The sequence below is a fragment of the Streptomyces sp. NPDC090083 genome (assembly GCF_044747445.1).
Lineage (GTDB): Bacteria > Actinomycetota > Actinomycetes > Streptomycetales > Streptomycetaceae > Streptomyces.
Genome location: NZ_JBIVED010000013.1, coordinates 108,236 through 120,700 on the forward strand (window position 1 = coordinate 108,236; position 12,465 = coordinate 120,700).

Below are 12,465 nucleotides of genomic sequence, written 5' to 3' on the forward strand. Positions count from 1 at the left end.
CGGCCTCGCCGGGTCTCCCTCAGCTCCCGCCCGATCTCACCCGGCCAGCACCTCCCGGCACACCCGCAGCAATCGTTCGTCCTCCAGTACGTCCTGGCTCCCGTGTCCGCCCGACCGCACCAAATGCCGTCGCGGCGCGCCGAGTTCCGCCGTCACCAGGTCATGGAGAGGCGCTCCCGCCCTCCCCATGTCGGCCAGACACGCGGCCACGGCACCCCGCACCCCCGGCTGTTCCACCCAGGCCGAGCGCAGCACCGGCAGCACCCGGTCCGCCTCACCGCCGACCCGCCACAGCGCACACCCGGCCGCCACCCGCTCCCACACGCACCCCGCCCCGGCCATCCGCGCCAGCTCCGGCGTCGCCGCCCGCGCGGACGACCCCAGCCGCCCGAGCATCTCCGCGGCAACCCGGCGCCGCTCTGCGTCCGCCTCCGCCAACTCCCGTATCAACAACGGCAGTACGGCCGAGGCATCCCCCTCCACCGACCACAGCGCACCCGCGGCGAGACCGGCGCACCCGGAGTCCAGCAGCCCCCGCAGCACAGGTACGACCTCCTCCGCGCCAGCCCCGATCACGTCGAGCGCCCGCACCGCCGACTCCACGACCCGGGGTCTCAGCCGTACCCCGTCCGCCATCCCGCCCACCAGCCGCAACACCTCCGGCACCGCCTCCCGGTCGGCGAGCGCGGTGAGCGCCGACAGCAGCGGTACGGCACGGTCGTACGTGTCGGGGGAGTCGAGGGGGACACGGCCGAGCCGCTGCCGCAGCGCCGGGGCGAGGGGAGCGGCGGAGCGGCCGAGATGGACGATCACGCGGCCCAGGTCGTCGGGCGGGACCGGCTGGGCGAGGACCTGGGCCAGGACCGGAACCGCCCGTGGATCACCGCTGCGGGCAAGGGACTTGAGGGGATCGCCGAGAGTCGGCGCCCGGCGCTGCCAGCGGTGGATCCACAGGTCGGCACGGGCGGTCACCAGCGTGTGGAGGTGGTCGGCGGCCGGTGCGGCCAGGTGGAAGAGGTCCCCGAGGACGGAGACCGAGGCATCGCGCAACCGGTCCGACACCGCAGCACCGGGCAACAGCCGCGCCTCCGCGCCCAGTTGCCCACCGATCAACTCGACAGGCACCGCGTAGTCGGCGCGCCACTCGCGGAACAACCCCGCCGCCATCCACACCCCGTTGCACCGGTCGGCCGGGTCAGGGCTGGCCAACTGCCCCTCCAGCAGGGCGATCCGGTCTCCCACCCGGGGGCCGAGCGCGGTGTGCAGCGTACGCAGCAGCAGTGCGCCCTCCTCGTCCGAGGGCCGCAGCCGCCGTAACCGGCCCGCCAGCGAGTCAGGGGCCGGGGAGCCGTCCTCGGCCGGTGCCGAGAGGCCCGTGCGGCGCCGCTCGGACCGTTCCCCGAGCAGCTCGACGACCGTCGGGACCAGGTCGGCGGGGAGTAGATCCGGTGCGCAGCCCGCGAGTTGGCCGAGCGCGGCGAGCCGCAGACCGGGGTCGTACGGCGGGGTGCCGAGTGTTAAGAGGATATCGAGCGCCTCAGGGGCGTGGGCCGGGTGCCGTCGTACGAACAGGCCGAGGCTCTCCGTGAGGGCGAGCAGCACCCGGTCGTCCCGCTCCACCGTGATGCGCTGCCGCAACAGGCTGAGCACGCGCGGGGGTTGGGCGAGGAACCGGACGAGCGCCTCGGCCGCCGCGCGGCGCACATCAGGGTCCCGGTCCCCGAGGAGCGATACGAACACCTCGGCCCGCGCACGGACCTCCGCGTGCGCCGCGGCGCCGCTGCGGTCGGCGTCCGTCGTCGTACGGCCACGGCCCGCGTCCGTCCCACCTTCGTTCTCCGCGCCCTCCTCCGGTCCGTGCCCCCGTCCGATGCTGGTCAGCAGCTCCACCAACCCGCCCCGGTCCGCGACCTGTTCGCAGGCCGCGAGCGCGAACAGGAACGGGACGCAGGCGAGCGTCGCGTCGTAGACGATCCCCTCGTGGTGCACCGCGTCGTACATCCCGTCGAGCGCGGTCGCCCGCTCGACGGGGTCCGTGGAGGCCAGTGCCCGCAGCAGCGCGGGCACGTCCTCCGCGCTGCCGTACGCGTGTCGAAGTGAGGCCCAGCCGACCTCGTCGATCCCCGTGAACACGTTGCCCTCCCCAGACGAAGTGCCCGACCGATCGTGAGTCTGCACCACGTCACTGACAACGAAGCGGAATCGGAGGGTGACCGAGGGTCAATCTCCCGCGGGCAGAGCGCGGGCGAGGATCGTTTCGAGGTCGGCGGAGTCGGGGAGGGTGCCGAAGGAGTGCCCCCAGTCGCCGGCCAGCCGGGTCGCGCAGAAGGCGTCGGCGACGGCGGCCGGGGCGTGTCGTACCAGGAGGGAGGCCTGGAGCGTGAGGGCCATGTGCTCCACGAGGCGGCGGGCGTTCCTCTCGCCGGCCCGGTTCAACTCGTCCTTCAGGCGGCTCACGGACGTGTCGAGGCGGGCGTCCGCGCCCTGGGCGAGGGCGAGTTCGGCGAACAGCGCCTCCGCCGTGCCGGGGTCGCGGGTCAACGCCCGCAGTACGTCCAGGGCGTTGACGTTCCCGGAGCCCTCCCAGATGGAGAGGAGAGGGGCCTCGCGGTAGTGGCGGGGCATGCCCGAGTCCTCGACGTAGCCGTTGCCGCCGAGGCACTCCAGGGCCTCCGCGGTGAAGGCCGGGCCGCGCTTGGTGACCCAGAACTTGCCCACAGCGGTGGCGATACGGCGGAACGCCGACTCGGCGTCGTCCCCGCGTACCGACCGGTCGGCCGCACCGGCCAGCCGCAGGGTGAGCGTCGTGGCGGCCTCCGACTCCAGCGCCAGGTCGGCCAACACGTTCCGCATCAGCGGCTGTTCGAGGAGCCGGGCGCCGAACGCGGACCGGTGCCGCGCGTGGTGGCCCGCTTCGACGAGCGTCTTGCGCATGAGGGTCGACGACATCATCACGCAGTCCAGACGGGTGCAGTTGACCATTTCGATGATGGTCTTGACGCCGCGCCCCTCGGGGCCGACCAGCCAGGCGACGGTTCCGTCGAACTCGGGTTCCGAGGACGCGTTGGACCGGTTGCCGAGCTTGTCCTTCAGCCGCTGGACGCGGAACGTGTTGCGGCTGCCGTCGGGCAGCACCCGCGGCACCAGGAAGCATGACAGTCCGTCAGGCGCCTGTGCCAGGACGAGGAAGACGTCGCACATCGGCGCCGACGTGAACCACTTGTGGCCGCGCAGGGTGTACACGCCGGGCTCGGCGGTGGGGGTGGCCACCGTGGTGTTCGTGCGGACGTCGGAGCCGCCCTGCTTCTCCGTCATCCCCATCCCGGCGAGCAGTCCGCGCTTCTCGGTGGGGACGCGCAGGACGGGGTCGTACACCCGGCTGGTCAGCAACGGCTCGTAGACGGAGGCCAGTTCGGGGGTGGCGCGCAGAGCGGGGACGGCGGCGTACGTCATCGACGTCGGGCAGCCGTGTCCGGCCTCGGTGTGCCCCCACACCAACCCCTTTGCCGTACGGGCCGCATGGGCGCCGGGGCGCTCGTCCGCCCAGGGCGCTCCGGCCAGCCCCTCGGCGACGGCGACGCCCATCAGCCGATGCCAGCTGGGGTGGAACTCGACCTCGTCGATCCGGTTGCCGTAGCGGTCGTGCGTGCGCAGTTCCGGCTCGTGCCGGTTCGCCCGGTCGCCCCACTCCTGCGCCTCCGCGCTGCCCGCCGCCCGCCCGAGCCGCCGCACGTCCTCCTCGGCCCAGCCGGCGCCCTCCCGGCGCAGCCCCTCCAGCAGGGCCGCGTCCTCGGAGGAGTCGTACGGGGTCAGGGGCGGGGGCTGGTTGGTGACGTCGTGCGTGGCGTTCCGCGGCTGCGGTGGTATGTGCGCGAGTGTCTGAGCCATACGGGCAGTGTTGCACTATCTCTGCGGTCGCATCAATAATGTAACACGAGAATCGCGCCGTAGAGTACGAGGCCATGCGGATGAACGTGTCAGAAGGGACCGGCGAGGTGGACCTGCGCCCGCTGTCCGCGCGGTCGGTCGTCCTCAGCCTGCTGCTCGGCACGCATCCGCCCGAGCTGCCCGTACGGGACCTGCTGCGCGCCGTCGAGCCCCTCGGTGTCGCCGGCTCCACGCTCCGCGCCGCGCTCAGCCGGATGGTGGCCGCGGGTGATCTGCGGAGCACGGACGCGGTCTACCGCCTGAGCGACCGCCTCCTGGACCGCCAGCGCCGTCAGGACATCGCCGTGCATCCCGAGACCCGCCCCTGGGACGGTGACTGGGAGATGACCGTCGTCACCGCGACCGGCCGCGGCCCCGCCGAACGTGCCGAACTGCGCGCCGAGTTGACCGCCCTCCGGCTCGCGGAACTCCGCGAGGGTGTCTGGCTCCGCCCGGCCAATCTCCTACGCCCCCGACCGCGCGAACTCGGCGAGATCGCCCGGCACTTCACCTCCCGCCCCGAGGAGTCCGCCCGCCGACTGGCCGCGACCCTCTGGCCGCTCGACGCCTGGGCGAGGACTGCGGAGGCACTGCTCGACCGGATCACCGCCACCGCGTCCCACCCGGCCGACCGCTTCACGGTACTGGCCGCCGCCGTGAGACACCTGCTCGCGGACCCGGTCCTGCCCCCCGAACTCCTGCCCCCCGCCTGGCCGGGCCCCGCCCTGCGCACCGCATACACCCACCACCAACGGCAGCTGACCGCGACCGTACTGGGGAACCCGGCCTAGCTTGAGCGGCCGTGCGGAGCGTTGTAGGGGGTGCTCCGGACGGCCGCCGTCACCGTGGGGGCCTACTTGTAGGTGATGTCCGAGCTCGCGTACTTGCAGTAAGTGCCGTCCGCGCCCGTGCCGTTGGTGGTCGGTTCGGCGCCCGTGTTGTTTCCGATGTACTTCTGGCAGGGGATCATCTTCTTGCTGGTGTCCCCGACGATCGTGATCGCCTTCAGGGTCGTGCTGTCGCCGTAGTTGGTGTTGATGCCGACGATCCGGCTGCCCTTGTAGGTCGCCTCGATGGTGTTGAGGTTGATCGTGCGCTTGTACTGCGTCTTGCAGTTGCCGCAGGAGCGGACGAACGTGCCGAAGGTCTGCGCCGCGAAGTTGGAGACGTTGAGCGTGCCGGCGCCGTTGAACTGAAACACCTTGTCGCTGGCCTCCTTCGCGCCGCCGCCGTTCACGGTGTACACGTTGGACGACGAGGAGCCGAGGAAGGTCGCCGCGTCCTCGCCGACGTCCTCCCACCAGACGTTCTGCAGCGTGCAGGCGCCCAGGCAGTGGATGCCGTCGGCGGCCGGCGAGCCGATGATGACGTTCTTGACGACCGCGCCGGGGGCCAGTTCCAGGATGGGGCCCTGGTCCTCGTCCTGGCTGCCCGTGCCCAGGTCACCGCTGCCGTACAGCCGCAGCATTGCGTAGTCCTTGGTGCCCGAGACCGAGATCGTCGAGGTGACGGCCTTGCTGCCGCTCGCGGTGGGCCAGGTGGCGGCGTCGGCCGGGGACAGCGTCCCGGATGCCATGAGCATGCCAACCGCGAGTCCGAAGGTGGTCACCGCGCCGGTGAGCGCGCGTGGCCGGATGGAAGAAGTCATGTCCCGATTCCTTCTCCGAGGTGGGGGAGTGGTCAGAGCTTTCCGGTGCCCGCGCCCGCGGTCACCGAGGCGACGACGGTCGAGGCGGGCTCGGCGGTGTAGCTGTACGGCGGGCTGGTGAACGTGCCGACCTGCGAGATCTCGGTGGCGGCTCCGCCGAGGTCGTTGCCGCTGAGGTTGGCGTAGCCGTCCACGTCGCTGTCCCGGTTCGTCGTGACGGCGACCTCCGTGTCACGGAAGACGTTGTTCTGGACGAACATCTGGGCGCCCATGCGCGAGTGCACGGCCGTCTCGGCGCCGACGACGTAGTTGTCGTAGAAGTGCCCGGTGCCGAAACGCAGGCTGGGAATACGGGAGTTGACCTGGTCGAACCAGTTGTGGTGGTACGTCACCCGCAGATGCCCGGTGTCCTCGCTCGCGTTGTTGTCGCTGTGGCCGACGAGCGAGCCCTTGTAGTGGTTCTTGAAGGTGTTCCAGGAGACGGTGACGTAGTCGGAGGCGTGGCTGATGTCGACCAGGCCGTCGTAGTAGTCCTTGCCGTGGTCGAGGTCGGACGAGAAGGCGTTGTGGTCGATCCACACCTTCGTCGAGGCCTGCACGGTGATGCCGTCGGCGGGCGCGACCGACTTGCTGATGACGAGGTTGCGGACCACGACGTTCGTCACGTTCTTCAGGCGCAGCCCGCCGCCGGTGAACCCGGACGCCGAACCGACGCCCAGGACCGTCGTGTTGGACCCGACGTCGACCTGACCGCTCAGTGAGATGAGCCCGTTGACCTTCACGACCTTCGAACTGCTGCCGGTGACAGCCGACTTGAAGGCGGCCAGCGTCGACACCGTGACCGCCGAGGCGCTGCCGCCACCGGTCGTCCCGGCGCCGAAACCGACGGGCGAGGCGTCGGCGGCCGATGCGGAGTGGGGGAGAACGAGCACAGCCGCCGCGGCGAGAGCGATCGCCGTCAGAGCTGATCTACGAGTACGCATGCGGGTGCGTCCCTTCCGTGGGGGAATGGGTTGATCGTGTACGTGAACGATGTACGCCATGAAGGACCGCGCGGTCACACTTCTGAACGGAACGTAGAGTGCAAGCGCTTTCTAGTCAACGCTTGTGCAGAAACTATTCGATGCGTGGGAGCGCTTCCACGAGGTTCGTGTCCATGCCACGATGCCGTTTGTTCTCCCCGATTGTTCTCCCCGAACGATGCCGCACGAGCCGCGATCAGGAAGGGACGAAGACGTGCGCCCCACAGCCGGCACGACCCTCAACTCAGCGAGAAAACCCCAGCGTTCGGTACTTGTCGCCCTCTTCGGAGCGCTGGTGCCGTTACTCGCGGCCCTGACCCTCATGGCACCCCCGGCCGCCGCCCGCACCGAGGCCCTCCCCACCGCGACCCTCACCGAGGTCACCGGCTTCGGCGCCAACCCCAGCAATCTGCAGATGTACGTGTACGTCCCGGCCGCCGTCACCGCGCACCCGGCGATCGTCGTGGCCGTGCACTACTGCGGGGGATCGGGCCCGGCGATGTACTCCGGCACCGAATACGCCTCTCTGGCGGACCAGTTGGGCTTCATCGTCGTCTATCCCTCGGTCACCCGGGCCAGCAAGTGCTTCGACGTCTCCTCGCCGCAGGCCCTGCACCGCGACGGCGGCAGCGACCCGGTCGGCATCAAGTCGATGGTCGACTGGGTGACCGCCACCTACGCCGCCGACACCTCCCGCGTCTACGCGCTGGGCATCTCCTCCGGCGCGATGATGACGAACGTCCTCCTCGGCGACTACCCCGACGTGTTCGCGGCCGGCGCCGCCTTCGCCGGCGTGCCGTTCGGCTGCTTCGCCACCACCGACGGCTCCGAGTGGAACACCGCCTGCGCCAACGGCACCGTGATCCAAACCCCCCAGCAATGGGGCGACTTGGTCCGAGGAGCCGACCCCGGCTACACCGGCCCGCGCCCCCGCATGCAGCTCTGGCACGGCACCGCCGACGACACGCTGCGCTACCCCAACTTCGGCGAGGAGATCAAACAGTGGACCAACGTGCTGGGCGTCGACCAGACCCCGGCCGCCACCGACTCACCGGTCACCGGCTGGACCCGCACCCGCTACGGCGCCACTGGTGACCAGGCCCCCGTGGAGGCGATCAGCCTTCAGGGCGTCACCCACAACCTCTACACCTACGGCATGGGCGCCCGCGTCCTCTCCTTCTTCGGCCTGACCGGCGGCGGCACCACGCCCCCGCCCACGACCGGCCCCTGCAAGGTGACCGTCACCACCAGCGCCTGGAACACGGGCCTCACCGCCTCCGTGACCCTCACCAACACCGGCTCAAGTCCCGTCAACGGTTGGCAGTTGGGCTTCACCCTGCCCGCCGGACAGGCCGTCACCAACGGCTGGGGCGCGACCTACGCACCGGCCTCCGGCGCGGTCACGGCCACCAACGTCTCCTACGACGCCACCATCGCGCCGAACGCGAGCGTGACCATCGGCTACCAGGCGAGCCACACCGGCAACAGCGCGGCGCCGACGGCCTACACCCTCAACGGGACATCCTGCACGGTCGGTTGACCCCGCCCGGGGTGCGCGCCCATCACCCCGGCGCGCACCCCGCTGCCCCCAACTCCCGCCAGCGGAAGGCAGGCTCCGTGCAGCCCAGCAGACGGACCGCGATCGTCGCCACGACCACCACGGCACTGTCCGCCCTGGTTGCCACCGACCCCGCACGCGCCGAGGACGGTTCGGCCTCGTCCGCCGTGCACTGGGTGCACACCTGGACGGCGATGCCCCAGCTCACCGAGCCCGCCAACCTGCCGCCCGCTCCCTTCACCGGAGCCGCCTCGGTCCTCGCCGACACCACCCTGCGCCAGACGCTCCGCGTCACCACCGGCGGCCGGCGGTTCCGGCTGCGGTTCTCCAACGCCTACGGGGACACCCCGCTCCCGCTCACCGCCGTGACGCTGGCTCTCCCGCAGGGCGGCGCGGCGGGGGCCAGCGCCATCGTGCCCGGCAGTGGCAGACCGGTCACCTTCGCCGGACGCCGGGCGGCGACCGTCCCCGTAGGCGCCCAACTGGTCTCCGATCCGCTGGACGTGGAGCTGCGCCCAGCGTCCGTCGTGACCGTGACGACCTACTTGGCGACGGGCCAGCCCTCGCTCGCGCTCACCTCGCACCCGGGCTCGCGCACCACGTCGTACCTCCGCACCGGCGACCACACCGAGGACCAGGACCTGCAGCCCGGGGCGACTCCGGTCGACCACTGGTATCTGCTCAGCGACGTGGAGGTCTTGGCCCCGCGCGCCACCACGGCCGTGGCGATCCTGGGCGACTCGCTCACCGACGGTCGGGGCTCCACGACCAACGCCGACGACCGCTGGCCCGACCAGCTTCACGACCGCCTCCGCGCCCGTCCCGCCTCCGCGTCCCTCGCGATCCTGAACCAGGCCGCGGGCGGCAACCGCGTCCTCGACGACGGCCTCGGTCCCAACGCCCTGGCCCGCCTAGACCGCGACGTCCTCTCCCGCAGCGGGGTCACCCGGCTCATCGTCTTCGAGGGCGTCAACGACATCGGCACCGCCGACGCGACCCCCGCCGCCCAACACCGGCTCGCCGAGGACCTGTTGGCGGCCTACGGCCAGATCGTCGTCCGCGCCCATGCCCAGGGCATCCGCGTGTACGGCGCGACCCTGCTTCCGTTCGGCGGCAACACCTACGACGACCCGGCGGGGGAACGCGAGACCACTCGCCGGGCGGTCAACTCCTGGATTCGCGCGGCCGGTTGCTTCGACGCGGTGCTCGACTTCGACCGGGCCGTACGCGACCCCGCCGACCCGCGCCGTCTGCTTCCGGACCTCCAGGTCGGCGACTGGCTGCACCTCAATCCGGCGGGGTACGGCGTACTGGCCGCCGCGGTCCCCGCCGGACTGCTGCGTTAGGCCGCCGGTTCCTGCACCGCGGCGGCAGGCGCGGCGACGGGCGAACCGCCCTTCGCGGGAAAGTGGTTGAAGAGCAGGTTCAGCACGATCGCGGTCAGGCAGCCCGCGCTGATCCCGCTGTTCATCACCGTCTGGAACCAGTCGGGGAACTGGGCGTAGATCGTCGGCACCCCGACCGGGAGGACGCCCACGGCCACCGAGACGGCGACGACGGTGAGGTTGTGGTTGTCCTTGAAGTCGACCTGGGCCAGGGTCCGCAGACCGCTCGCGGCGACCGTGCCGAACATGACCAGACCGGCGCCGCCGAGCACAGGCGCCGGGATCGCAGCGACCACCGCGCCGAGCTTGGGCAGCAGACCGAGGACGACGAGGATGCCACCGGCGACGGCGACGACCCAGCGGCTGCGGACGCGGGTCATGCCGACGAGGCCGACGTTCTGTGCGTACGCCGTGTACGGGAAGGTGTTGAAGATCCCGCCGAGGACGGTGGAGAGGCCGTCGGCGCGCAGCCCGTCGGCGAGCGAACGCGGCTCGATCCGGCGGTCGGTCAGCTCGCCGACCGCGATCAGGTCACCCGTCGTCTCGGTCATCGTCACCAAAGCCACCACCAGCATCGACACGATCGCCGAGGCCCGGAAGGTGGGCGCACCGAAGTGGAACGGCGTGCTGATGCCGACCCAGTCGGCGTCCCCGACCCCGCTGAAGTCGGTGAACCCGAACACCACCGCGGCCACCAGCCCCACGGCCATGCCGATCAGCACCGCGATCCGGCTGAGGAACGCGGGCGCGAACCGCTGCACACCGAGGACGACCGCCAGGACGAACGCGGCGAGAGCGATGTTCCTCGGCTCACCGAAGTCCTTCGCGCCCTGGCCCCCGGCCGCCCAGTTGCCCGCCGCGGGCAGCAGCGACAGACCGATGATCAGGATCACCGTGCCGGTCACCAGCGGCGGGAAGAAGCGCAGCAGCCTGCCGAAGACAGGGGCCAGCAGCGCGATGGCGAGCCCCGCGACGATCACCGAGCCGTAGATCGCGGGGAGTCCGCCGCCCGTCGTACCGATCAGGACCATCGGCGACACCGCGGCGAACGTACAGCCCTGCATGATCGGCAGCCTCACCCCGAACCGCCAGAAGCCTATGCACTGGATGAGCGTGGCTATCCCGCACACCAGCAGGTCAGCGGTGATCAGATACGCCAGATCGGCTGCCGACAGCTTCATCGCCCCGCCCACGATCAGCGGTACCGCGACCGCGCCCGCGTACATCGCGAGCACGTGCTGAAGTCCGAAGGCGGCCAGGTGCCGTACGGGTGGGACCTCGTCGACGGGATGCACGGGGACGGTCGTGGCCATGGACACTCCTGGGCGGCGGAGGGGATGGGGAACATGCGAACAGTTCGAGACCGTAGGCGCCTTGAACAGTTTGTTGATGTCCGGGCTGTTGCCGCCGTGTGTCTTGCCCGGCCACTCTGTGTGCGCCCCGCATATCGCTAGGCGCGTGCCTCGCGTGCCGCCGCCAGAAGGGCATCCCAGTCCGGCAGTTTCACCACGCCACCTCGCCCGAGCGAGACCCCCAACTCGGCCTCCGCCCGCTCGATGGCCTCCCACCCGCCCCACTCGACCGGCTCGAACCCCTCGGTGCGCAGCACGGTGAGCGGATCCTCGGGCGGCCTCTCCGTCACGAGCAGGGAGGCGTCGGCGAGCAGTGACGTCACCGTCTCCTTGGCGTCCGGGCGGTTGGTGCCGATGACACCGGTCGGACCCCGCTTGATCCAGCCGGCCACGTACACACCGGGTACGGTCCGCCCTTCCCGCATCACCCGGCCCGCACGGTGCGGCACGGTGCCGTGCTCGGCGTCGAAGGGCAACCCGTCCAGCGGGACCCCGCGATAGCCCACCGAGCGCAGCACCAACTGCGCCCCGATGTCGACCAGTCGGCCCGTGCCCCGCACTTCGCCCCGGCCGTCCGGCGCGGTGCGTTCGAAGCGTACGGCGGCCACCCGGCCCGCGTCGGCGAGGAGTTCGACGGGGCGGAGGAAGAAGCGCAGGTGGATACGGCGTGGCGCGCCCCGGGGAGGGAGCGCGGACCAGTTGCGGAGCTCCTCCACGTTGCGACGCCGGACGGCGGGCAGCGCGGAGGGGTCGAGACAGTCCGGGTCCAGCGTCAACTCGGCCGGATCCACGGTCACTTCGGTGTTCGGGAGGCCGCCCAGTTCGCGCAGCTCCTTGGTGGTGAACCGGGCCTGCGAAGGGCCGCGGCGGCCGACCATGTGGACGTCCGTGATCCCGCTCGTGGCCAGCTCGGTGAGCGCCGCCTGCGGAATGTCGGTACGGCTCAGCTCGGCCGCGCCGCGCGCCAGCATCCGCGTCACGTCCACGGCGACGTTGCCCACGCCGATCACCACGGCCGAACGTGCGCCGCGCACGAAACCGGCGGCGGTGGCGTCCGGATGGGCGCTGTACCAGGACACGAACTCGGTCGCCGACCAGCTGCCCGGCAACTCCTCGCCGGGAATGCCCAGTTGGCGGTCCGTGGCGGCGCCCACGCAGTACACGACGGCGTCGTACAGCTCCCGCAGCCGGGTGGCCGACAGCCCGCCCGGGCCCACGGGCACCCCGCCGAGGAACCGCACCCGCTCATGCTCCAGGACCGCCCGCAGACTGCTCTGCAGCGACTTGATCTTCTCGTGGTCGGGTGCCACGCCGTAGCGCACCAGGCCGTAGGGGCACGGCAGTCGGTCCAGGACGTCGACCAGTGCCCCGGGTTCCGACTGGACTAGGCTCTGGGCGGTGTAGACCCCGCTCGGACCGGAGCCGACGACGGCGACACGCAGCACGGCGGAACTCCTCACCCGTCAGGCACACAGGAGATCGCTGACTCGCCAGACCACTTGCACGTCCAGGATCGCACCACCGGTGCTCCGCTGACAGGGTGCGGTGCCGACCGGTACCGGGTGGGCGCGCG

General features: G+C 71.3%; 9 protein-coding genes. 3 read left to right on the forward strand and 6 right to left on the reverse strand.

Annotated elements, in window-relative coordinates; all coding sequences use genetic code 11:
* Nucleotides 1-36: 36 nt before the first annotated feature.
* Both ACIPTO_RS35205 and ACIPTO_RS35210 read right to left on the reverse strand, forming a co-directional pair.
* A complete protein-coding gene (locus ACIPTO_RS35205) occupies nucleotides 37-2,133 on the reverse strand; it encodes a HEAT repeat domain-containing protein (protein WP_401198833.1) in 2,097 nt (698 codons plus the stop codon).
* 87 nt (nucleotides 2,134-2,220) lie between these two features.
* Nucleotides 2,221-3,888 carry an acyl-CoA dehydrogenase family protein gene (locus tag ACIPTO_RS35210; protein WP_401198835.1) on the reverse strand — a complete coding sequence of 556 codons (1,668 nt, stop codon included), beginning with the start codon at nucleotides 3,886-3,888 and terminating at the stop codon, nucleotides 2,221-2,223.
* A gap of 74 nt (nucleotides 3,889-3,962) precedes the next feature.
* Here ACIPTO_RS35210 and ACIPTO_RS35215 point away from each other — a divergent pair, with 74 nt between their 5' ends.
* Nucleotides 3,963-4,718: a PaaX family transcriptional regulator C-terminal domain-containing protein gene (locus ACIPTO_RS35215; protein WP_401198837.1), complete on the forward strand. Its 756-nt coding sequence runs from the start codon at nucleotides 3,963-3,965 to the stop codon at nucleotides 4,716-4,718.
* Nucleotides 4,719-4,780: 62 nt separating this feature from the next.
* Here ACIPTO_RS35215 and ACIPTO_RS35220 read toward each other — a convergent pair whose 3' ends face one another.
* Together ACIPTO_RS35220 and ACIPTO_RS35225 are read right to left on the reverse strand one after the other, a co-directional pair.
* Nucleotides 4,781-5,575 carry a pectate lyase gene (locus ACIPTO_RS35220; protein ID WP_401198839.1) on the reverse strand — a complete coding sequence of 265 codons (795 nt, stop codon included), beginning with the start codon at nucleotides 5,573-5,575 and terminating at the stop codon, nucleotides 4,781-4,783.
* A gap of 32 nt (nucleotides 5,576-5,607) precedes the next feature.
* Nucleotides 5,608-6,558 carry a polysaccharide lyase family 1 protein gene (locus ACIPTO_RS35225; RefSeq protein WP_401198841.1) on the reverse strand — a complete coding sequence of 317 codons (951 nt, stop codon included), beginning with the start codon at nucleotides 6,556-6,558 and terminating at the stop codon, nucleotides 5,608-5,610.
* 253 nt (nucleotides 6,559-6,811) lie between these two features.
* Between ACIPTO_RS35225 and ACIPTO_RS35230 the strand changes: the two genes are divergently transcribed.
* Nucleotides 6,812-8,137 (forward strand): PHB depolymerase family esterase, encoded by a 1,326-nt coding sequence (locus ACIPTO_RS35230; protein WP_401198843.1) that lies wholly within the window; start codon nucleotides 6,812-6,814, stop codon nucleotides 8,135-8,137.
* Nucleotides 8,138-8,214: 77 nt separating this feature from the next.
* Nucleotides 8,215-9,501, forward strand: a complete 1,287-nt coding sequence (locus tag ACIPTO_RS35235; protein ID WP_401198845.1) for an SGNH/GDSL hydrolase family protein — start codon at nucleotides 8,215-8,217, stop codon at nucleotides 9,499-9,501.
* On the opposite strand, the gene ACIPTO_RS35240 is transcribed toward ACIPTO_RS35235, so the two are convergent.
* Entirely contained in the window at nucleotides 9,498-10,853 is a 1,356-nt protein-coding gene (locus ACIPTO_RS35240) for a nucleobase:cation symporter-2 family protein (RefSeq protein ID WP_401198847.1), read from the reverse strand. The genes ACIPTO_RS35235 and ACIPTO_RS35240 overlap by 4 nt on opposite strands.
* A gap of 137 nt (nucleotides 10,854-10,990) precedes the next feature.
* Complete coding sequence (locus ACIPTO_RS35245; RefSeq protein WP_401198849.1) at nucleotides 10,991-12,337, reverse strand: FAD-dependent oxidoreductase; 1,347 nt, start codon at nucleotides 12,335-12,337, stop codon at nucleotides 10,991-10,993.
* Between the last annotated feature and the right edge of the window lie 128 nt (nucleotides 12,338-12,465).